Below are 22,086 nucleotides of genomic sequence, written 5' to 3'. Positions count from 1 at the left end.
TCTGGCACTTGACAAAAACATAGGGACACCCCCCTACTCAACCTTGACAATCAAAACTCGACCGACCGTAGCTGTTTGCCGATTAGAGGAATTAAGAACTTGCAGAGTTATTGCCCCTGGTGTCAGCGCTAAAACACCAGACAGACTCATCAGATTGCTGCGACTTGAATGCACGAATCGAGCTAGACGTTCGCCTCCACGGTTGATGTCCAGAAAAAACGACTCTGCGTTTGCCGCTCCATTAATCGCAGAGAACGACACCAACACCGCATAGAGCCCACTGTCCGTAACGCTGGCTGATGCAACATCGACATCTAAGTAGGCACCTATTTGTGTAGAAACCTGTTTGTCTAGTATTGGAGCGCTGACCCCGCCGCCGATTTTTCCTACGATATTTCCGAGTTGAATGCTCAATTTATACCTCTTTGAGTGCGTGGATTTCGCCGGTTGCGAGGTTGAGGACGTTGTCTGTGGCGACTGCGTTTGCGGGTGGCCTCCAGGTGGTTTTTCCGTCCCACAGCCACATCGCCGGGCGGGAGTTCACACGCGCCGCGACCATATCCTCCACATACGCCTTTGTTGTGGCATCATCATCAGCCTGTGGGGTAGCCGTTTTCACCTGGCCGCCCTCGGTTCGCTGCACTAGAGAACCAGCGGTCACAGACTCCGATACCGGCTGTTTGTCCAGCTTGTCGGCCAACCCTGGCACGGTTGGCGCGTCCCACGTACCCGCAAGGTCACCCGCAAGCTGCACGCCACCAGCGACCTGCGATGTGGCACGCGGAACCGTAGTCAACGCGGAATCAGCCCGCGTCAACGACTCACGCACACCCTGCGACAGTGCTTCACGAGGCCACCCACCCTCCGGGGCACCAACCTGCGCCGACTCCGCAGCCTGCAACGCCTCATCACGCGCCTGCTCAGCACCCAAACGCGCACCACCAGCAGCATCAGCCGAAGCCCGCGCCGACTCAGCCGACACAGCAGCAGCCGACTCCGATGCTTCCGCCCCCTGCGCCGCAGACTCCGCACGCACACGATCAGCCTCAACCCGCCCAGCGACCGTAGCCACCCCGGACTGAGCCACACCCGCGCGCTCAGCGAACCCCTTCGCCGCAGAAGCCGACCCCGCAGCATTCTGCTCCGACTGCGCCGCCGACTGCGCGAACCCCGCAAGCTCCGCCCGCGTCTGGTCAGCCGCGGTAGTAGCGGCCTTACCCGCAGCTGCTTCCGCGCGGTCAGCGTCCTCCTTCGCAGACACAGCAGACGAAGCCGCACCGTCAGCGGAACCCTCCGCCGCGTCACGCGCCTGCTCAGCACGCACAGCAGCAGACTCCGCACGCTCCGTCAAGTCCGTGAACTCCCCGCGCACCAACGCCAAAGAACCATCAACAACGCGCTGCACCGAGGCCTGCGCAGCCACGGCCTCATCCCTGGCGCGCTCAGCCCCAGACTCAAACCCCGACGCACGCTGAGCCGACAACTCCGCCTGAGCAGCAGCCGCCTGCGCCGCATTCACCACAGCACTAGACGGCTGATACTCCTCAGAATTCTCGATCATGTCAGCAAGGCTGACGGTGCCGTCCGTCGGCAAATCAAACGTCCAGCTTTCGAAAACACCAGGGGCAACAAGCTCAACCGTTGTCCTGCCCGGGTCAAGCTCCCCAGTCCGAAAACGGCCACCCGACAGCGGATACTCACGACGCTCACGGGTAATCACACCACCCGCACTATTCGCACGCCGCGTCCGCGCAGAAAACACCGTGACAGTACCCTCCGTAGGGGAAAGCCCCACGTCCTTAATGTCACCAACCAGAATCGTCATACCTACTCCTCAATGTACGAACCCTCGGAGCCAGTACCACCGACACCGACCTTGTTAGAAATGTGCTGCACAACCAACCGATTATTACGCGGACCACCCAGCAGCTTGCGGGAACCGTGAATCCAGGAGACCTCAACCTTGACAACGAACCCCGCGTCCGGCACAACCACCGACGAGACGATAGTGCTGGTCTTTGTCCACACGTTCGCTTCCAGACCAACCTGCTCCGAAAACAGAGTGCCGTCCGGCCTGTACACGCGGATGCGCCACTCGACCGTGCCGTTACCAACACCAAGCGCATTGTTGCCGTAAGCCATCTGGCAGCGAACATCCCACAGGCCAGCAGCCAAAAGACGAATGCCGTTATCGTGCAACTCACAATTCCGCATCGGACCAATCTGATTCGAAAACGGCATCACACCGTGGTTGTCGCCGAACTGCAGAAACCCGCCCTTAGCGTCCATATACGCGGAACCATAATCAAGCAACGGAGACAGCAACTCAAGCGTGTTCTTCAACGCCAACTGGCCGTCCTGAAACTCATCCGCCACGTGCTCCCAGCCCGCTGGTTTCCGACCCGCAAAAATCTGCTGCAGCGGCTTCGCAATCGACTCCCGCAACCCAGCTACAAACCCGTTACGGGCTTCCTCTGCTGAACCCAGCACACCCGCCAACGCCTGCCGACGGACAAACGCCTCGTCATACGACGCCAACTGCTGCAGACCCGACGGACTCAACGAGCCCTCCGGACGCGGATTACTACCGCCAGGTGCGACACCCATCAGAATCCCCTCCTTTCTAGCTCGGCCTTAATTTCTTGCTTTGCTTGGTCATCGAGTACATCGAGCATGGCCTGCACTCTGGTTGGCTCCATGCCTTCGGGGCGAACGCCGGGTTGCTCGGCTTCTACCCATTCGCCACCTAGCGCATCCCAGACGCTGCCGTCCTCCGGTGGTTTCGGCGGCCGATAGAAAATCTGCTGCTCATCCAAATGCAGGCGCCCACCACAGCGGTAAATCTGCTCAGAAATATCCTCGAGCACCTTGCGCGGAAACAGCAGTGGTACCTGCGAGTTGGAAACGTTGACCAGCATCCACAGGAACATCTCCCGCGGATTGTCTAGATCGCAGTTATCCTGCGTTGGAATCGACATTTATATCAGCCCCAATTCCTTGATTGACGCGAAGAAATCACGAGAAAGCCCCAGTAGATAGTCCACTGGGTCTTGGTCTGTTTCTTCGTCACCAGTGGTGATTTCCCACTGGTGCGGTTGCTCGGCTGACTGGGTGAGCACAATCGAGCTGACTTGCTCAACGACCACCCGGCCTTCCTTTGAGCCGGGTATTTCCCCGCCTACACGGTCGCCGAGGAAGAAGTGTCCTTGACTGTTATCGCCGACCAGGTACGGTGCTCCGTCTTGGATGTTCATTGTGTGGGCAGTGCGCTCACGGGTCTTAAAGAACCCAGACCGCAGGGCGATGAGTGAGGACAGCGTGTAGGCCTTATCTGCCCCGTCCTCGAAGTTCTCAAGGTAGTGGTCCCAGCCGAGTTTTCTGGTTCGAAGTGGGTTTTTCACGCTCATGAAAGCGCCCAGTACATCCTCGTAGAGTGGTGCGGCTGCTCCGTCAACAATGGAGCCCAGCCCCGGCTGCAGAATAAACGACCCGAGGATGTTGAACACCAACTTAGTAGCAATACTGATACTTTCGTTGATGCCCGGAGCAGAATGCCCACCAACCGTAATCTGGCCTACCGTCGCGGGCTGCCACGTGAACCGCGTCGACGCCGCGGTGTTGTACGGCTCGTTGGTGCGGTACACCACCCACGGTTGTTTCGGAGCGATACCTAGCCAGCCGGCGAGGGTGTATTCCTCCGCGTCCTCGTAGCTCTGTAGATGTACGCGGGCTTCATCCACTAGGTTTTCGGCCAGTTCCACGCCGGTGCGGACCAGGCCACCAGCGATGGTGCCGCCGATGGCGGTCTGCTCCCACCAGCCGGACTTGTCCACGATGTCGAAAATCAGTTGGCCGTCGCGTTTCAACCCAGCGCCTGGCCACGGCTGCGGGTCTCCGGTAAACCATCGGTCCAGCTTCACCATCAACCGCCCATCCGCCAGAATGGGCTTAGCAACCTCATCGAACGTCTTGAAACGCGACGACACGATGCACCACGGCGAATCATCCAACAGCAGCGAACCGGGTTTGACTAGCATTGGCCAGTCCTTGTAGTTCAGGCCGCGCACCCAGGACTTGAAATCCAGTGGGTCGTCTGGCAATTGCCATAGGCTGCCATAGTGCCGAAACAGGTTCATGAACAGGGTCAGTTTCAGCACATAGATTGCTGGGCCTGGCATCACCCATGCTTTCGGGAACTGAACCCCAGCAGGCGTTAGTGGGTTAGGCCACAGGTCAATGTGCTTCAGCTTCTCGTAGTCATGCAGGAAGGACAGGGTGACAATACGGTCGCCGTCCTCATCCTGCTCCGACACACAATCCGAAAGAGTGCCACACCAGCGGGCACCGTCCTTATCCACGCGGATATGAACGTTTTGCTTATCCCGCTTCCAGTATTCCGCTACCCACCGGGCGATATGATGCTCGGCCGGCAGAGTGATATGCCCCGCGCCGGTATCGTTCAGCTTCCATTCAAACGACAGGTCGCGCTCACAGTACACCTGCCCGCGGTACTTCCAGTCACCGTCATAGATATGCACCGCGGGGGGCTGCCGGCGCAGGTCATCTCGCTTCTGCCTGGCCTGCATCGTCGACGAATAAATCCGCTCAAGAACAGCATGATTCGCCTCCGCCATCGTCTAGCCTCCCCACGGTCTCGTGTGCTGTGGTTCCACAATGATTTGTGCAGTCGCGCCCGCGATATTGCCGATACGCCCGTAGGTTTCACGGATAATGCGGGCAATGAAATCAAACGTCAGCTTCACTGCAATGTCGGGCACAATCGGGTCGAGCCAGTCTGGTTTCACGCCGTTGATCCACTCGGTGATTTTCTCCGCGATGTCCTCCGGCGTGAGCGCCAGGAACTCCGACAGGCCAATTGCGTCGACTAGTTTTTCTAGTTTCTCGCCAATCCAGATGCGCCACGTTGTGGGCAGGTCGAACGGCAGCAGCGGGAACGGGTCAACATAGACCGGCAACTGGGTTTCCGGTAGGTGTGGTGGGAGCTGGTTCTGGAAGAACTGTCCGTTCATCTGCGCCCACAGCAGTGTCCCGTCGTTGGTGGTAATCATTTCCTCGAACGGGTCTGTGTCCACCAGTACTTCCCGGCCGTGGGGCTGGAATGGCAGGTACACGAACCGGTCCAGGCGCTTATCAACCGGTGTTGACAGGTCAATATCTGGCAGGCCGTACTTTGCGGGCGCTGTGAGCACCCATTTTGGCCATGCAGGAACATCACCAGGATTCGTCACAGTGACACTATCCGACGCCCAGTTAGAGCCGTCGAACACGAACTCATCCGTAATTGCCTGTGACTGCCAAAACGGGTTAGCAGCCACCACCACAACCTGCATCTGCATGTTCGCCTGCTCGTGCGGGTCTAGGTTGTTCTCCACCTCCGGGGCTTCCGCTAGCCGAACGTTCAACCAGCGGCGCCCGGATAGTTCCGTGTCGCAGATGAGCTGGAACTCTCGCTCGGCAGACAGGGAGCGGCGGAAACGGGAATCCACCCGCGCCCAATCCCCGCCGGTATCCCCGGCGATATTGAGCCGCAGAACAACGTTGCGTTCCGCATAGTTGATTCCACGGAATGACTTGCCGGGCTTGCCGGCAACACCCCGATACACCGTGGAAAACGGCGCATCAAAAAGTTCACCGACAGCGCCCTCGCGCAGCCTGACTGGGGAGCTGATGGAACGCGGCCCATGAATATGCCACTCAACCCCATCGACTCCCCTGATGGTGATATTTGCCTGCTCCTTGAGCATTATCGGGCACCTACCTTCCCCTTCTTAGCCTTCTCACGGCGATACAGAGACTGCATCTGTCCGAAATCACTAGCGTTGAACACATACGTGTCGCCGACCTGCTGTGTGCCGTAACCTGCCTCCGGGCTGAACCTGGTCTGAACAGAGTCCTCAAGAACACCGCGTAGTTCCGCGAGTTCCGAGTTCTCCGCGATCATCGCCGGGTTCAGTCGGTTCATGCCGAAGGCGTTCATGACCTCTTCGACTTGGCCGACGCCGATGTCGTACACGCCGAGGGTTGCTTCCGCCAGCGCGTTGCCGATACCGGATGTGACCTTGCCCGTGTACCAGGACGCCACATCACCGGCGACACCGAATAGTCCCTCGATGGGTACCATGCCGGCCATGCCAGCAATGCTCGGCGGAGTAGGCAGACCTGGAACGCCCAGCATCGACGGTGCGATTCCAGCGCCAGCCAGAGCCATGTCCGCCCCGGCAGCACCCGCCGTCAACGCAGACCGAGCACCAGTGCCCGCCAGCTGGAAACCGGCAGCAACGCCCATCGACGCCAACTGCGAGAACGTATTCGACGCGCCATAGAGGTTCTGCGCCAACATATCCCGCATGCTGCCGGACAGTTTCAGCTCCGGCACCGCATTCAGCGCACCACCCACCGCGTCACGCAACACCTGGTCACGTACAGCGTCAGGGCCAGCGTCGTTGAGGGTTTTCGCCATATCCGGGTCAGCGTCAACAGAATCCGAGTTGATGACCATCTCGCCCTGCGACAGCCACGCGAGCACATCATCTAGATTCTTGCCATTACCGCCATAGACCATGCCGCCCTTCTTAAACCCAGGCGCGTTTTTGAGAAGGTTTCGGTTCCGTTCTGGGTCGTATACGAAATAGCCCGTGTCGAACGCGAGGTTGCCTGCTTTATCCAGCTTCGTGGCATAGCGGTCAGGGAATGCCGACCGCTGAACCTTCTGCGCCGCGTCGCCCGGTTGCATGCTCTGCCAATCGAACTTTTTCAGTTCGCGGTAGAACATGACCGCGGAGTCGTAGGGGTTCATCCTCTGCGCCACGGTTCCCCACGCGCCGTTGTCGCGCTGCTGGAACAAACCAACGGAATCATGGTCGGAGCCGACAGCGTCATGGCGATACTGAAGCGACTCTGGAACCGCATTGTTCGCATACATCAGCATCGGGTCGCCGGACTCAACCAGCGCTGTCGCGAGCGCAATTTGTGTGGCATCGAACGGGGCTTCGTCACCAGGGAAATTCTGGTCGATTGCAGCGCGGGCAATCTCGTGGGCGAAAAATCCCTCACCCCACTCTGGCGGGGGCGGGGTGGGGTTCGCCTCAATCGCCGCACCAGCGACACCCGCGTTGTCATCGATAGCGCCTGTGGAAACCGAGTCAATCTCGACTGGCTCGGCTTCAACATCGACTACAGCGTCCTGCGCTTCCAGCTGTGCGTCCGCCGCGTCCTCAATCTGCTGCTGTGCCTTCTGCCCATCCGGGTCACCCTGGGTGGCCTGAACAAACATTTTGCGGGCAGCAACAATGATTGGCGGAATCTCATCCGGGATACCGAATACGCCAAGAATGTCCTTGATGTGGCCGGACACGAACGCCTTGGCCATATCGCCGATAGCGTCAGACCAGGTGGTTGCCTCACCAGTGGTGCTGGTGTCAACCATGCCGGCCTGCTCCGCCTTTGCCGCCACATCATCATCGAGCGGCACCATGTTCGGGTCAGAACCGGTAGCCGCCGTGGTCGACGTGACAGCCGTTGCCGAGCCGCCAGTGGTGTCGGAGAAATCAACCTCCGGCACCTCCGCGACAGCATCATCCATACCGGTCGGGCCAGTGTAGCCCGGCGCGGCTGGGATCCAAGCGTGGTGTGTGAATTGTGGGTGGTTCCATGGCACAGCGCCACCGCCGATAGCACCTCCGCCGTTACCGCCGCCCATCTCGACATTGGTGCCGTCCGGCAGGGTGCCGGAGGTGTGGCCGAACTGCCCGCCACCATTGTCGTACCAGCCGACACGGTAGGAGCCTTCTGGCCCCATGCCGATGTTGGCGCCGTTTGACCGGAGCCACGACAGCTGCGAGCTGGTGGAGAACTTACGCGGCCAGGGGTTCAGGCCGAGCATGAACGCGGCGATGTTGCCCTGGGTGTAGGAGCAGTCGCCCCACGCGCCGTCACGACCTGGGTAGTTCTCATATGGTGCGCCTTGCAGTGAGCGTTCCGCTTGTACGCCGGCGACGTTGTCGCCTTCGACGAATCGGCGAACCTCTGCTGCGGTGCGGATGCCGCCGTTGGCGAATGCGCGGACTGCGCTGCCCTTCGGCCCCGTGCCGCCAGGTGTGGTGGCATCAACGCGGTTGCCGTCATTATCGACCAGCTGTAGGCCGAAGATTTTGGCAACATCGTTGAGAATCGCGGTAGAGCGGCCACGCTTCGACCGAGCCAACGGAATGTAAGCCTCGCCGCCGGTCTCCGGCTCCGCCCAGAGTCGCCAGTCGCCTGCGTTTGCGATCTGTGCGACGTGCTTTTCGCGTCGGTGTCCACCGTTGGCGTACTGTTCCAATCGTCGGATGCCGCCGTTGGCGTAGGCGGTGATACCACCGTCGACTAGTGCGATGCCGCCGTCTCCGAGCGAGATAAGCCCCTGGATAGCACCCGGCAGGATACTGCGGATAGCGTTACCAACCGTGCCGGCCATTGACTTGATGCCGTTGATGAGGCCTTGAATGATGGCCTTACCAGCGTTGACAAGCCATTGCCCAGCGTTGGAGAACGCGTTGCGGATTTTCTGAGGGAACTGCTTGACGTGGTTCCACGCCTCATCAATCTTGTTCTTGACCGAGGACGCGAACTCCTGCAGCTTCGACACCATAGCCTGCACCGCGTTAGCGATAGCAGTCTTAATGGCTTCCCATACGGACTGGGTGGTTGCCTTAATTGCTTCCCAGGCGTTGGAAATCAGGTTCTTGATGTTCTCCCAGGTGGAGGACACGAACCCTGTGAATGCCGACCATGCGCCGGAAATGAACGAGGAGACGGCATTCCAGATTGTGGTGACAGCGTTCTTAATCCCGTCCCATACGCCCTGGATGATAGTGAGGATAGTGTTCCACACCGTTGTGACGATGGACGTGAACATTGTCCACGCTGCCGAGAAGAACGCTGCGATACCGTTCCACACTGTGGTGACAACAGTCTTGATGACGTTCCACACGGTCTGGAACACCAGGACGATGCCGTTCCACACCGTCTGCACCAGCGAGGTGAAGATAGTCCACGCGGTAGTGAAGAACGTCTGGATACCGTTCCACGCGAGGATGACAATGTTCTTGATGCCCTCCCAGGCGGCACTGAATATGCTCTTGACGAACTCCCAGTTAGCCTGAACCTGCGCCTTGTATGCCTCCCACGCTGCCGCGAACCACTCAGTGATGGCGTTCCACGCGTTGGAGATAGCGGTCTTAATACCCTCCCACGCCTGCGAAACGATCCCCGTGACCGAGTTCCACTTCTCAGAGAACCACTCCGGAATGCCGTTCCACACCTGAACAATCCAGTCCCAGGCGGCCTGCGCCCAGGTTTTGATGTTTTCCCACACTTGCCCCATGAACTCCATGAATGAAGCCCACAGGCGCTTACCAGTCTCAGTCTGCGTGAAGAAGTACACCAGCCCGGCAACAACCGCGGCGATCGCGGTGACCAGAAGGCCGATTGGGTTAGCAGCAATCGCCATACCCAAAGCCTTGATGCCGCCAACGGCCAGCTTCAGCCCCTTCACCAGGCCGGAGGTGATGGCCTTGCCGGCCATCTTCGCGTACACACTGGCCTTACCAAACGACAGGCCAAGCTTGCCGACAGCACCGGACACGCTCTTCAAAGAGCGTCCCATCTGCCCCATCTTGAAAGCGCCCTGGAACATCTTCAGCCCACGAGTCGCCGACAAGAACCCAGACTTAGCGACCTTCGCGAACCCGGTGATACCAGACGCCGAACCCTTAATCGCAGGGCCGAGTCCCTTGAACATTTTCTGCAGCTTGCCGCCAGAGGACGCGACCTTCGCGAGCCCACCTGCGGCAGCATCAACCGTCTTGAAGCCTACGAACGCGGTGACCAGAGCGTTCACAACGCCCTGGTTCTCGCGCATCAGGTCACCGACAGTCTGCAGAATTGGCGCAAGCACATCCGCCAGCAGTGGCGCTACTACACCGAGTGCGCCGGTGATAGACACAATCGAGGCGGTCATTCCGGCTTCGCCCAGCGACATGCCGACATCCATCAGCGCTGGCATGATGTCCGCAGCAGCCTGCCCAATCTCACGCAGAGAGCCGCCTAGCGCGCCGAACAGGCCGGAGGCGTCCTCACCGCGCAGACCGGACTGGAACTCGCTCCAATTCTGGCGCACGTCATCGAGCATCGCCATGACCTCATCGGCCTGCTCACGGGTGCCGAAAGCCTTAAACATGTAGCCCTCGGTGTCCACACCAGTCTGCAAGTACTCAATACCAGCCTTAACTTTGGTGTTTACGTCATCGATTGACTTGCCGAGCGCGGAGAAAATCTGCGGCCCCATCTTGAACGGCGTCGCAAGCAGTGTCTCGCCGAAACGCCCCAAAGCGGCATCAACATTCTTCAGTGCACCAGTGAACGTCTCGCCCTGTGCCTGCGCCTGGCCGCCAATGGTTTTATCCATCGCTTCCTGCAAATCCTTAAAGCTGATTTGCCCCTTGGAAGCCATTTCCTGGATTTCCTCGCCAGTCTTACCCAAATGGCGAGCCAAAGCCTGGGTTGCTGGAATAGAGTTTTCTTCCAGCTGCATGAGCGTATCGCCCATCACCTTGCCCTTATTGATGGCCTTGGTGAAGATTGGTGCAACCTCGGAAAACTCCTTGTTCGAAAACGAGGCGGCGTCGGCGATAGTGGAGAGCACACCGGTCATCTCCCTGCCTGGCTTAATGCCAGCTGCCATAGCCATAGCCGCAGCATCAGCAGCCTCCGATGTAGCGAACGCAGTGCCTGTCACAGCCTTTGTCACGCTATCCATGGCAGCATCGACATCAGCCGCGCTGTCCGCAAGCGTGGACAACTTAGCTCGTGCCTGCTCGATAGCATTCAGGCGACCAAAACCCTTCTGCAGAGCACGCCCCAACGTAGCGCCAGCAGCCGCACCAGCGCCCAGCGCGCCCTTCTTCATCGCAGACTTAAGACCCGCAGACAGCTTGGAGCCGATCTTCGAGCCATGCGACGTTGCCTTCGGCTCAACGCCAGACAACTCCTGGGAAATCGCCGAACCAATCCCCTTCGCAGACGGAATGATCTCCACATATGCGGTCGCAAGATTCGTTGCCACGATGACCTCCTACACTCCGAGGAGTTTCGCGAGCTCCTCAGCTGGCACCTTCGTAGTGCCGCCAATCTTCTTTCTGTCAACGCCGTCATCAACGCCGGGTCGTTTGATGGGTTTCGGGAACTTCCGGCCCTTCTGCCCGTCCGGGGTTCTCTGCCAAATCAGAATCCGCAGATAATCCGCATTCAGGGCCAGCAGCTGCTCCTGCAACCCCCACATCGCGTCCTCGCCAAGCTCCGCGCGAACAGACGCAGAACTGTGGTCGAGCCCTGAAACGAACGCCACGAGATCGCCCCAGGTGTAATCGGGGGCTGGAAACCAACGCAGCCTCATCCCGGCATTGATGAGGTCGGCTTCCAGCGCCCGCCGTTTCTCACTGTCCTCTAGCCTGTCGACCAGGCTTAGGATTCCCCCTGGGTGACTCCCGCGTCCTTCTGCCAGTCCTCAACAAGCTTTTCGATGTCCTTCATGCCCATCGTGTCGATGACAGCCAGCGCCTTATCATCGGCGGCGAGCTCGAACATCTGGAAAAACTGCTCCTCATCCGGCAGCTTGCGGAGCTTACGGATAACGCCAAACGGCAGCTGGTCGAACTTCGGCAGCGTGAACTTCTTGCCGTCGAACTCGTGGTGAAACTTTTCAAGAGCCATAGAAACTGTCCTTCTTTGTTTGCAGTGAAATGAGAGAAAAGAGGGGCGGTGACTTCCCTATAGCGCGACCGCCCGGCGCGCTGCCTAGCTACTGGTCGCTAGTTTCTGAGCCAGTGTCACGGCCAGACGTTTCAGCCCCGCCAACCGGCGCCGCAGCAGTGGACTGAGTGGTGTAGACCTTGTTGCCCTGCTTATCGACAAACGCCTCCACAGTGACCTCAACCGACATAACCGCCGAGTGGGTCATCTGCAGCTCACCGGTCTCGATGATCTGGCCATCGGGGATGAACTTGTCAATCTTGGTGTCGCCGTCGAGTACCTGGATCATGAAGGACTTGTGCGGCAGAACCTTGGAGTTCTGCTTGACTTCGACCTTGCCGTCAGAGCCAACGGTGACGTTCTCGTCTCCGTAGATGAGCTTCAGAACCTCCGGGTTGCCGAGCTCGAAGAACGAGAATGCGAAGGTCTGGGTGTGGTCGTTCTGCAGGACGCGCACGGTGTCGCCGCCCCATGCCTTGACCTTCTCGGTGTCGCGCTCGTTGGCTTCGGTTACGCCGTCTTCGGAGATGAAGCCGACGTGTGTCCAGCCTTCTGCCTTGAGGTCAGCGCCTGCCTTCGGGTACTCCTTTGGGTCGGTGATGAGGTCCTTGACCCACAGGCCGCCGGCAACATCAGGGATACCGGCGAGAACATTCTTGGTGTTTCCAAGTGCCATGGTTTTCTCCTTAAAAATGAGTAAAACCCCGACTGTGTTAGTCGAGGTTTGTTGCAATCATCAGCTGCCCGGAGAATTGGTACCGGGTCAGTTTTGAGGTTGGGTCAGGGAAGTTCGCGGGCCCGGCTGATTCTTTCCACCACCGCACCCATGCGTCCCCAACCATTGTTGTGCGCGCCGCGAATAAGGCTTCGCGTGCTTTGTTTGCCATGTTTGCCGCTTCTGCTGGGTCAGCCGCGTATGCGGCCACAGCCAGCATCGCAGCGTCGGTCACCAGGTTCGACATGATGCCGCCGACACGATTGACTCGGATATAGGGCGCTGTGGCGTCACGAGGTGGTGTCACATGCGCCCGGAAACCGGCGTCGCGGAGAATCTGTAGTGCGACTTTTTCCGCAGAACGAATAGCCACCGGTTATCGCCCCGCGTCCAGTGCTTTGAGCAGTGTGTTGTTTTCCGCTGTGTCCTTGGCGGCTTCATACGACTCGGTAATCACAGATACGCGGTGACGGGTCTTACCGGAGTAGGAGGACACCTCGTAGCCGGAGCCTGCAGCGTTGGCGATAGCGTGGCCGCGGGCTTCCAAATCGGCTACTAGGTTGGCGTCTTTGCGCATCTCTGTAAAAGCGGAGTTGTGCAGCTTCACGCGCTTGACGTTGAACTTAAGATCCATCGCGGTCACCTACTCTTTTAAGCCTGACTTCTACGAGACCAGGGCTGAACCACGGGTTGTTATCCCAATTGGACGGTTCACCAACCAGGGTGAACTCGCCGACACCAGGAAGGCGGACACGGTCACCGGCATGAATACGGGCTTCCACCGGGGCGTAGAGTGTGGCGTCCCACTCCACCTGATAGACGTGCCCGTCTGGTCGGCCTTCCACGCGCCCGCCGACGTACCAACCAAAAACGGCGACGGTCTCCGGTGCTCCTGGCACCTCAATTTCATCGTCGAACTCATTGACAATAACGGCACGCCGCAGCACCTCAACGGCATATTCGCACTGGTACGGACTAGTCATCGCGCCCCCAACCACCAGCCAGGCCGGAGTGTTTCACCGCATGCCTCACACGGCGAGTTAACCGACCCCATCAGGTACGGGCAGCCCTCGTAGTCACGCACGCACCGCGACGGACGGTCGGCAATCGTGTCGATACCAAACGCCCCATCCGTATTCGATGCTTTGCAGAGATCCTGCAGCTCCGTTATCTCCGATGGGAAAAACAGCGAGCGCCGCGACTGCCGGTTATCGAACGACAGGTTTTGTGCGAATGGGCCAGCCGACATTTGCCGCTGCGTGATACCACCGGAGCCGGACTCCGCCCAACGGAGAATCGCGCCACGGATAATCGCCGCTGCAGCATCAGCGAATGCGAATTCCTCATCGTCGATGCAGGGCGCTACACGCCTGGCGAGCGCCAAACCATCACGGATAAGAATCTCGGCCTGTTCGGTGGGGATGTCCTTGTTGAAAACGTGGATGTCCTCAACGGTGATGATGACTGGCATCACTTCCTCCTCCCCTAGCAGCAGAGCTGCTATTCAGTAGCTGTCTTCGAACGCGAAGTCCGCCGCGTGGTTTTCTTGGGCGCGTCGATACGCTCCCATGTGCCCTCCGAGAGCAGCTCCTGGCCGCGCTCATCACACACAGACACCTCGACGCCGTTCGCCTTGTTGACAAGCTTCATCGCTCTAGCCCTCGCTACCGAGCTCGTAGGCAACGAATGCGTCCTTGTCGAGAATTGCCCAGCCGAAGATAACCTCCGTCAGGAAAGCCACCGCGTTGCGGCGCTGCAGGTCACCATTGCCGAACGGGTCACCGTACTCGATGCGCTTGAGGGAAATATCCAGAGCGCGACCGAAACGCAGAGCATTCCAATCGCCACCGAACGCGCGAACCTTCGTGTCCGCCGATGCGTCCATCTGGCCAGACACCGAGCGGGACACAGCCACAGGCTGGCCTGCGTAGTTAGTGACCTGGCCGCCCATCGGAATCTCCGGGTTCAGGCGACGGCCTTCCTTATCGCGGGCATTGGCCAGCATGGACACCATGCGCGGGTCCATAGCGAAGCCGGTGAAATCGCGTGCAGTGGAGCCGCCGACAACAAGGTCGTAGCCCTGCCATAGCTCCGAGTCCGCGGTCTCCGGAGTGCCGGCAACCTTAACGCGGTTAGTGGTCTGGTTGATGAACTCCGGGTTGCCGGACAGTGCGGCGCCGTCGGATGCCTGGCGGCCGTGGATGATTGCAAGGTCAATCTGGCGGGCAAGAGCTGCCGACAGTTCCTCGCTCATCATGTCCATAGTGTTCGCCGGGTTAGCCACCAGAGTCTCCATAGAAAACTCCAGGCCCACAACAGCCTTAATCGGCTTGATGGACTTCGCGCCAACCTCGAACTCGGAGTCCGGCTTGTTGCCCAGCTCGCCGACAATCGACGCGGACGGGCGCTTAGTCAGCACCGGGATGATGTTCTCACCCAGAATCACCGGGTGAGCCTTCGCCAGCGTCGGCACAATCGACTGTGCGGTCGCTGCGTTCCAAATCTCATCAGAGACGCTGCGGGGCAGCAGCGCGGAGCCGCCGTTTCCCCCAGTCAGAGTCTCTGCAGTCAGAGTAGCCATAATGCTACCTGTCCTTTCTGCCACACATGGTGGCCTAGTCTTGTTATTTCAGGCCGAGGATTGCCCTGGCCTGCGAGTCACGATCAACGCCACCACTTAAGCGGCCGACCGACTCAACAACCGGAAGACTCGGCTTCGCCGACTCCCCCAGCCGCTTGTCCACATACGCAGCGATAGCCGCCGCAGACTCCGCCATCGATTCGGCATCATCACCCGTAATCAACTCACCAGGAATACCGTGCTTAGCTGCGAGCTCTGCGCGTGCTGCGGCAAGAACACTTGCCTGCTTTTCCGCCTCCAATGCCGCAATCCGCTCCTGGGCTTTTTGCAGCTCACTCTTTCCAGCCTCTTCGGCTTCCTTAGCGCGCTCCGCCAGAGGGCGAAGCTCCTTGTTTTCCGTGCGATACTTAGCCGCCTCACGACGAACCTTTTCCAACGCGGACTTGTAATCCTCGATGGTCATTTCCTGCTTCTCTTCCGCGCCGCTAGTCTCGCGAGCAGGTTCAGCCTGCGCCGGAGCATCTGACGTGGAATCGGTGGTCTGCGCATCAGCAGCCGCTTCATTCGTAGACATAAATTTGTTTGCCCCTCCTGGGAGAAAAACACTTCGGGTACGCAAAAACCCCACAGAGCCCGCCAGGGGAATGTGGGGTCAATGCCGTGGCCATACAGGGAATTGCACCCTGCCCTACCCGACTAGGTGGCCTCTATTTTTGGGCATGAGAAAACCCCGAACCACCACAGTGGAACGGGGCTAAGAAACCTACACGCGCTAGGCCCCCTCTGGGGCATACTCTCTCGGTTGTCCGCCGCCAAGCGGTCGGTACAGATATTCCCTTCTCGAACCCGGGTCGATTGATTCCAAATCATCCCAGTCGAGACGTAACTCCCAATCAGTCTCAGCGCATAACTGTGTGAACAGTTTTGCGAACCTACTAAGTGGGACTTCATCGAGTGCATCTGTCGAGATACTCGTAGATCCATCGTCTTGATGGGTGATATCCAACATTGAATGCCGATATTCTCCCATCGGCAGTGACTTTTCGGGGAGTACATGCCGGATGACGTTCTCTATCTCGCTCGGCGCCGTCGGCCCCGAAATTATTTCAATAGTCGGATAGATGCTCATCATGCTCACCTCTCCCAAAACAACGTAGTTTTATCACTAATAATCACGATTCTATCAAGTCTGTCGCCATAATCGCGTATTGCATTCTTGCTTGACGTGACAAGATCTTTTTCATCAATCCCTGATTTTCGAGCATCATAAATCAGCAAGGTTGACTGTTGGGAACCTCGTTTCGCATTTTTATGAATCCCGCGTTTTGAGGTGATTGTTTTAACATCGGCAGTCATGCCATCGACGATTAAGTCCGGAGTTTTCTTTTGCCCCTCCGGCAATGAGGGAATAGCGTCGTTCGCAATTCCAACCCTTTGAATCTTCACCGCGCCGTTGCCAGCCAACCATTCAATAACGCTCTGCTCATTTTCGTAAACTTGTTGCTCTCGCTTTGAGCGCTTGGTACCTGGCAACGTCGACACAGATTCAACAAGCGCATGCTTTTCCAAGTCAGGAATGGTCTTAACTCCTGGATGCATTCCTCGTTGATGTTGAGGTTTTTCTTTTATCCTGATTGCTTCGAAAGGCACCCAGTCAGGGGTTCTATTCCTGTACCTCAGCAACGCCTCTTGGAACTGCCTGTCAGTAGGCGTGTCACCGAGCTTCTTGCCTGTCGCCTGCCACAGCTCATGGAGCTCACGGTTAATCCTCGGCAAGTCGGCATCGCTTTTGACTTCGACGCCAACACACCGACAATTATCGTGGTACCCGTTTGCCGACTGCACCGACGCTTTGGAGTAAGCCGCTCCTCGTGATGCCAGCATGAGACAGAAACTACATGCCCCAGGCTCTGGGACACGCGCATACCCTGTGCCAGCGGTTTCTACTGCCTTGGCAACTGTGTCATGAGCAGGTTGAGAAACCAGCCGATTAAGTACCCCAGCCAGTTTCTCCCGCGCCATCGGCACTAACTCCGGGGCGAACTCCTCACGATACTTCGCCGTCGCCCAGTTAAACCCAGCCCGCGCTTGCTCATACCCTGCCGGGTTAGAAACCTCCGGGAACTCCAACTCAGACAGCGTGTCATCCAAAGAACGCTGCAAAAACAAATAGTCTGCAGCCAAGTACGCGGCTTGCTCTCCATATGTCGCTTGTATCGCATGGAACGCCTCACGCAGCGTATCCATCCGCACCGGCGGCGCCAACCCATCAGTGTTAGCCCACCAGTCCGCCAAATCCTGCTGCGCCAGTATCCTCAGTTGGTCAAGCGCAAATGCGTACTCATCCATCCCGGAAGGCATGTTTGCTCACCTCCGCTACAGACCGCTGGAATCACTGCCACGTATAAACTCATCGATCCCGATTTCCGTTGCGACTGGCTGCTCAGAACCAGATAAAGCCTTGGCTTCATCACTTACGGCACGCGAAGCGCCCGAAATCAGCGCCACACGATTCTCTAACCGCAGCTGCGCCACCTCACGTTCCAACAAGCGCTGTTCCTCCGGAGTGAAACCGACACGATCCCAAATCACCCGAGAATTACCCGGCGCGAGCCCCGCCTGCACGGCCTTGACCATCGCGTCCATCGTCGCACCAACCGTTGGTGTCGCCGGGTTGCCCCAGCGTGTACGCGAGGCCTCAACGTCAGCGACCGGCATACCGTCCCGCCCGGCGCGTACCAGGCGGGAAACCTGCGACCAAGAGCGGCCAAATGATTTTTGGCGGCGCTCCGCGCGCTTGACGAGGCGGGCTTCCATCGCACGGATAGCGTCGGCTGATGTTGCTTGGTCACCGCGTAAACCGAAGTAGTGTGACGGCAAACCAGCCTCGGCAGCAGCCAACTGCGCTAGTCCCTCGATTTGGTCAAGGAATGGCCCTGGTGGTTGTGGGTCGAATTCACCGAGTTTTGGTTCGCGTTCATCGTCGCCGACTTCGCCGGTTGACCACACGCGCCCAGTGAGGATCTGCCACGGATTCAACGGGCGACCGTCAGGGCCAACGAAATCATCAGCGCTCATGCCGATGGCGTAGCGCTGTGGCGCGGAGAAGAACTCACGGTTGACGTCCATGGAAATCAGGGTTCGCACTGCTGCGTCTGCGTAGCGGCGCAGTGGAGCGGTTACTTCTGATTTGCCGCCCCGGTCGCCGATGCGGGCACGGTTGATAAACGGCACGATCTGTACCGCGCCGAGGTTGTTGCGTTTCCGGTCGACAATCTCCCACGGGGAACCATGGCGTTGCCTGCGGGCCTTGACAACCTGGTCCGGTAGCCACAGGTCAACACCAACGACCTCACCGTCTTTGACCTCGCGAGTTAGTGCCGCGTCGAACAGTCGGGTGCGCGGGTTAAGCATGCCTGTGGTGTTGTTTGCGTCGTGGCCACGAATGAGCTGCTTCGGTTCCCCCTCACCGCCACCAGTGACTGAAACGAACCCGATGCCGTAGATCAGTGTGTCGAGGTGAACCTGCCCGGACTCCTCATCCAGCGCGTTCGTTTCAAAAGCCTCGACCAAGTCATCATCAGCGTAACCGAGAAAGTCCAGGCGTTCCTCGAGCACATCAACTGCTGTGCCAGCCCAGCCGGAGACGGTTTTCAGCATCCTGCCGATATGCTCCGGAGTGGAGATGTTCAGCAGGTGGGCGGTGAATGAGCCGTCGTAATACGACTCATGCTCACGGTTCGCCGCCGAGTGGGACGCAATCTGCGCCAGCATCGAATCCACCAGCGCCTTCTCCTCGCGGGAGAAAACATCCGCTACCATACCGTCACCTTCCTTCTAGCCCTCACCGGTTTCACCGGGCGCTTCGCCCTCGTGTATGTCCGTCCTGTGCATGCCAGCGTCGCTGCCACCAGTGGTGTGATGTCCGCGTCCGGGTTCGACCGGTTCCACGCCCATGCGTCACCAAGTTTTCGTTTCCTGGCAGCTGCAGCGGCAAGGTTCAGAGAGGGCTGATCCAAATGCCGGAAATCATGCGACATCACAGCGTCGTAAAGCTGCGCCGTTGCCGCCGCCATAATGTTCGACCCGATGCGCGAGACTTTGATGCCCTCCGCCTCCAACGGGTCAATCAGCGAGCCAGCCGGCGACAACACATCGATGAGTACCGCGCGGGCTTCCTGTTTCTCCAAAATTGCCTTCAACCGCGGGATAACCCACTCAGGTGTGCCGCGGCGGTTTTCAATCACATCCGCCCACACATGACCATCAACAGTCATGCCGGCAGCCGCGATAGACGCCGAATCACGCGACGGAGCAATATCAATTGCTAACGCCACCGGCTCCCCATCATCAGACAAGTTCGGGTCAGCGCACGCTGTCCAATCTTCAATCGGCAAGATTCGCGCACTACGTTCCTGCTCCCACATGCCAAGCCGCTCGCGACGAAACGACGAATCCGCCATAGCTGCACGCTCCGCAGCGACAGTTTCGACACGCATACGCTTTCCAAGCGCCGGGTTCGCTTGGTACCACAGGTCGCGATCATCAGCGTCTATCTCGACATCGTCATCGGCGAGGACAGACCACTCTGCCCACCACAAAGTGTCATCTTCGTTAGAGTGCGCAGCATCATGCATTCGCCGGAACACTTCACCGTTAATGTCTGTCGGGTCCGGCGGCGTGCCCGTCATGATGATTTGAGGGTCTCCGGCTGGCCCCGACGCGATCGTAGGCAGCAAAGCCTCTAGCGCTTCGTCCCGAAGCTCTTGCGCCTCATCAAGAACCAGAGTATCCACCGTGAAGCCACGCCCCGACGACTTTGACCTAGCGATAAACTCACACGAGCCACCGTTGGTGAGGATAATCTGCTCCTGGCCATTGACCTTACGGATATTCTTCACCAACTTCGCAAGCTCATCGTTCTCCTCGAAGAACGACGCCAAACGAATAAACGCCTTACGCGACGTTTTCACTTCGTGGCTTGTATGAATAATCCTCCGCCCGGACAAAACCATCTGCCCGAGCTCCAAAACCTCAAGGGCACCGTTCTTACCATTCTGGCGAGGAACAGACAGCCCGGCGCGCTTTGCGACGAGGTTCCCGTCTTTGTCTCTGGCTGTGATGCCGGTGATGATGCCTTCTTGCCATTCGTCTGGGATAAGGCCGCAGGCGCTGGCTAGGGCGATGTAGTCTTCGCCGTCGTAGATGTCGGCTACGGGGGTTTTCGGCTTGGCGAGGAAGCTTGGCATTTGGCTACCCAGCCTCGGGGCGCTGGGCACGGCGTGCAGTGAGTTCGTCAAGGAAGCTTCCTCCCTTCTGCGAATCGGTGTCTGCGTCTTCTACTCGGTCGAGGACATCAATGAGGCGTGCTGACAGCGGGGCGATTGTTTTCGGGTCGGTCGCCTGGTCGATTTCCATTGCAAGGCGTAGGAGCAGTTCGTCCAGTACGTCTTGCTTGTTGTTGCGGCGGACCGCGGTAGTGATGCGCCCGGCGCGAGGTATCTCTGCGGGCGGTTGTGCCGTGGGGTTGGGCTTTCGGGCTTGTGGTTTTGGGTAGAGGTCGGGGTGGCGTTGGCCGCGTTTTCTGCATCGGCCTGAGCAGTAGAACCGTTGCCGCCCCGTCAGGGGTGTGGAGCAGACGATGCATGTAAGCCGCTGATTCATTGGCTGCTCCTTTGTTCTGTTTTTGTTAGGATGTCCCTACCTGGTCACACTTCATTTTTGCAGGTCAGGGGAGGTATCCAGGCAATGCAGTGCCCCTTTTGCTTCCGTGGCCGGGACAGGGTTCCCTCCCCAGGGACTTCACATGCGCTACCAGTTTCTAACGTGCTTAGGCTTCACCTTTGCTGCCCGATGCCCTTTGGCTCCCTCTGCTTGGTTGCAGCACAGGTGCATCGGTTGGAGGGGGCCGAGGTTATGGCCGCCGGCGGCTACTGGGGTGATGTGGTCAGCCGTCGCGCTGAATGGATCTGGGAACTTCAGTGTCTTGTCGATAGGCAGACCGCAGCGGGCGCAGACAAGCCCGTCGCCAGCTAGTAAGCGAGCTCTTTTTGCTCGGTAGTGAATGTTTCCAGTTCTGGACATTGGGAATCCCTTCCCGGCTGTGCCACTGGCGAGGAGAGCCGCATACAAGAAAATGCCCTCAAACCTAAGTCCGGTTTAAGAGCATGCGCTTCAGTCAAGCGTAGCTTAGCACACGGACTGTAAACCGCAGGTCACGAAACTCTAGCCTGTCGACCGCGTGTCGTCGCCACACTGATGTGCTGCGACTGCGCGCATGCAGTCTGCGATGTCGAAGAGTTCCACGCCTTCATCGCTCAGCGTCGTTGGAATCTCGCCTTGCTTCGCCCACTTCCTCAACGACGTGTGACTGACACGCACACCCAGCACCGCGAGCGCGTCGGCAACCTGACGCGCAGAACCCTGCTGCGGAATCTCCCGCCGCGCTACCGGCTCAGGTGGACTCACCCTATCGCCTATCACCCGCCGATGATGCTCCACCTCGACGAGCACACCATCAGCCCACGAACGCTCCGCGACATCATGCACACGATCATGAAGCCAACGAGCCACGTGCTCAAGGCGTCGGCTGGTTGGCGGCCGACACTGCACCTCGTAGGCCAGCGCCTGCGCCCAGTCCCACAGACACAACTCCGCCGCGTGCTCCACATCCAGCAAGTACACCGGTAGTGGCGGGCGAGACCCCCGGGTACTCGGGGGCCGTCCCCCATTGACCCCGGAGGCAGGCGGAGAGGGGACCATCATCTCAGCGAGGGCGGGGGCCATAGATTCAATCGCGGACAATGCACGACCAAGCTGCTCAACCTGGTCCGGCGACAACGGTGGCATAAGGCTCCAATCAACAAGCCGCAACAAAAAGAACTAGAGAACCAACAAAGGTAAGGGGGTGGAAAGAAGGAGAGGGGGAGGGATATTTAAAAGCCCTCCCGACCCGACCCGTCCCGACCCGACCCGTCCC

The 22,086-nt window shown here is 58.8% G+C and carries 23 protein-coding genes; 1 reads left to right on the top strand and 22 read right to left on the bottom strand.

Going from position 1 to position 22,086, the window contains the following annotated elements:
- Window positions 1–33: 33 nt before the first annotated feature.
- The 21 genes from HMPREF2878_RS11200 to HMPREF2878_RS11305 form a co-directional block, all read right to left on the bottom strand.
- The gene (locus HMPREF2878_RS11200; RefSeq protein ID WP_141753129.1) at window positions 34–414 is read right to left on the bottom strand and encodes a hypothetical protein; all 381 of its coding nucleotides are present in this window, start codon (window positions 412–414) and stop codon (window positions 34–36) included.
- A gap of 1 nt (window position 415) precedes the next feature.
- Window positions 416–1,825, bottom strand: coding sequence for a hypothetical protein (locus tag HMPREF2878_RS07470; RefSeq protein ID WP_070653193.1), 1,410 nt, complete (start codon window positions 1,823–1,825; stop codon window positions 416–418).
- A gap of 2 nt (window positions 1,826–1,827) precedes the next feature.
- Entirely contained in the window at window positions 1,828–2,607 is a 780-nt protein-coding gene (locus tag HMPREF2878_RS07465; protein ID WP_070653191.1) for a hypothetical protein, read from the bottom strand.
- On the bottom strand, window positions 2,607–2,978 hold the full coding sequence (locus HMPREF2878_RS07460) for a phage gene 29 protein family protein (protein WP_070653189.1): 372 nt from the start codon (window positions 2,976–2,978) through the stop codon (window positions 2,607–2,609). Before HMPREF2878_RS07460 ends, HMPREF2878_RS07465 begins: the two co-directional genes overlap by 1 nt.
- Entirely contained in the window at window positions 2,979–4,634 is a 1,656-nt protein-coding gene (locus HMPREF2878_RS07455) for a Gp37-like protein (protein ID WP_070653187.1), read from the bottom strand.
- 3 nt (window positions 4,635–4,637) lie between these two features.
- A complete protein-coding gene (locus tag HMPREF2878_RS07450; protein WP_070653185.1) occupies window positions 4,638–5,765 on the bottom strand; it encodes a phage tail family protein in 1,128 nt (375 codons plus the stop codon).
- Window positions 5,765–11,125 (bottom strand): tape measure protein, encoded by a 5,361-nt coding sequence (locus HMPREF2878_RS07445; RefSeq protein WP_070653183.1) that lies wholly within the window; start codon window positions 11,123–11,125, stop codon window positions 5,765–5,767. The genes HMPREF2878_RS07450 and HMPREF2878_RS07445 overlap by 1 nt, the downstream gene beginning before the upstream one ends.
- A gap of 9 nt (window positions 11,126–11,134) precedes the next feature.
- Window positions 11,135–11,407 carry a DUF5361 domain-containing protein gene (locus HMPREF2878_RS07440; protein ID WP_141753128.1) on the bottom strand — a complete coding sequence of 91 codons (273 nt, stop codon included), beginning with the start codon at window positions 11,405–11,407 and terminating at the stop codon, window positions 11,135–11,137.
- 116 nt (window positions 11,408–11,523) lie between these two features.
- Window positions 11,524–11,772 (bottom strand): hypothetical protein, encoded by a 249-nt coding sequence (locus HMPREF2878_RS07435; RefSeq protein WP_070606487.1) that lies wholly within the window; start codon window positions 11,770–11,772, stop codon window positions 11,524–11,526.
- A gap of 88 nt (window positions 11,773–11,860) precedes the next feature.
- Window positions 11,861–12,487 (bottom strand): phage tail tube protein, encoded by a 627-nt coding sequence (locus HMPREF2878_RS07430; RefSeq protein WP_048731096.1) that lies wholly within the window; start codon window positions 12,485–12,487, stop codon window positions 11,861–11,863.
- Window positions 12,488–12,524: 37 nt separating this feature from the next.
- Window positions 12,525–12,899: a DUF3168 domain-containing protein gene (locus HMPREF2878_RS07425; protein ID WP_070653180.1), complete on the bottom strand. Its 375-nt coding sequence runs from the start codon at window positions 12,897–12,899 to the stop codon at window positions 12,525–12,527.
- Window positions 12,900–12,902: 3 nt separating this feature from the next.
- The gene (locus tag HMPREF2878_RS07420) at window positions 12,903–13,160 is read right to left on the bottom strand and encodes a hypothetical protein (protein ID WP_083310831.1); all 258 of its coding nucleotides are present in this window, start codon (window positions 13,158–13,160) and stop codon (window positions 12,903–12,905) included.
- Window positions 13,150–13,509, bottom strand: coding sequence for a hypothetical protein (locus tag HMPREF2878_RS07415; RefSeq protein WP_070653178.1), 360 nt, complete (start codon window positions 13,507–13,509; stop codon window positions 13,150–13,152). Before HMPREF2878_RS07415 ends, HMPREF2878_RS07420 begins: the two co-directional genes overlap by 11 nt.
- Window positions 13,506–13,997 carry a hypothetical protein gene (locus tag HMPREF2878_RS07410; RefSeq protein ID WP_053084323.1) on the bottom strand — a complete coding sequence of 164 codons (492 nt, stop codon included), beginning with the start codon at window positions 13,995–13,997 and terminating at the stop codon, window positions 13,506–13,508. Before HMPREF2878_RS07410 ends, HMPREF2878_RS07415 begins: the two co-directional genes overlap by 4 nt.
- Before the next feature lie 29 nt (window positions 13,998–14,026).
- The gene (locus tag HMPREF2878_RS11310) at window positions 14,027–14,176 is read right to left on the bottom strand and encodes a DUF7302 family protein (RefSeq protein ID WP_160309997.1); all 150 of its coding nucleotides are present in this window, start codon (window positions 14,174–14,176) and stop codon (window positions 14,027–14,029) included.
- Between the two features lie 4 nt (window positions 14,177–14,180).
- Window positions 14,181–15,107 (bottom strand): phage major capsid protein, encoded by a 927-nt coding sequence (locus tag HMPREF2878_RS07405; protein ID WP_048731102.1) that lies wholly within the window; start codon window positions 15,105–15,107, stop codon window positions 14,181–14,183.
- Window positions 15,108–15,150: 43 nt separating this feature from the next.
- Window positions 15,151–15,681 carry a hypothetical protein gene (locus HMPREF2878_RS07400; protein WP_053084324.1) on the bottom strand — a complete coding sequence of 177 codons (531 nt, stop codon included), beginning with the start codon at window positions 15,679–15,681 and terminating at the stop codon, window positions 15,151–15,153.
- A 560-nt stretch (window positions 15,682–16,241) separates the two neighbouring features.
- A complete protein-coding gene (locus HMPREF2878_RS07390) occupies window positions 16,242–17,456 on the bottom strand; it encodes a VG15 protein (protein WP_141753127.1) in 1,215 nt (404 codons plus the stop codon).
- Between the two features lie 27 nt (window positions 17,457–17,483).
- A complete protein-coding gene (locus tag HMPREF2878_RS07385; RefSeq protein ID WP_070653173.1) occupies window positions 17,484–18,929 on the bottom strand; it encodes a phage portal protein in 1,446 nt (481 codons plus the stop codon).
- The gene (locus tag HMPREF2878_RS07380) at window positions 18,923–20,356 is read right to left on the bottom strand and encodes a terminase TerL endonuclease subunit (RefSeq protein WP_246821938.1); all 1,434 of its coding nucleotides are present in this window, start codon (window positions 20,354–20,356) and stop codon (window positions 18,923–18,925) included. Before HMPREF2878_RS07380 ends, HMPREF2878_RS07385 begins: the two co-directional genes overlap by 7 nt.
- A gap of 4 nt (window positions 20,357–20,360) precedes the next feature.
- The gene (locus tag HMPREF2878_RS11305) at window positions 20,361–20,525 is read right to left on the bottom strand and encodes a hypothetical protein (protein WP_168165350.1); all 165 of its coding nucleotides are present in this window, start codon (window positions 20,523–20,525) and stop codon (window positions 20,361–20,363) included.
- 435 nt (window positions 20,526–20,960) lie between these two features.
- Here HMPREF2878_RS11305 and HMPREF2878_RS11510 point away from each other — a divergent pair, with 435 nt between their 5' ends.
- Window positions 20,961–21,143, top strand: coding sequence for a hypothetical protein (locus HMPREF2878_RS11510; RefSeq protein ID WP_246821935.1), 183 nt, complete (start codon window positions 20,961–20,963; stop codon window positions 21,141–21,143).
- Window positions 21,144–21,332: 189 nt separating this feature from the next.
- On the opposite strand, the gene HMPREF2878_RS07375 is transcribed toward HMPREF2878_RS11510, so the two are convergent.
- A complete protein-coding gene (locus HMPREF2878_RS07375) occupies window positions 21,333–21,956 on the bottom strand; it encodes a hypothetical protein (protein ID WP_070653169.1) in 624 nt (207 codons plus the stop codon).
- Window positions 21,957–22,086 lie beyond the last annotated feature (130 nt).

The organism is Corynebacterium sp. HMSC065H09 (assembly GCF_001812845.1).
GTDB lineage: Bacteria > Actinomycetota > Actinomycetes > Mycobacteriales > Mycobacteriaceae > Corynebacterium > Corynebacterium jeikeium_D.
The sequence above is the reverse complement of the archived record's forward strand: the minus strand, read 5'-3'. Positions and strand labels throughout refer to the sequence as shown.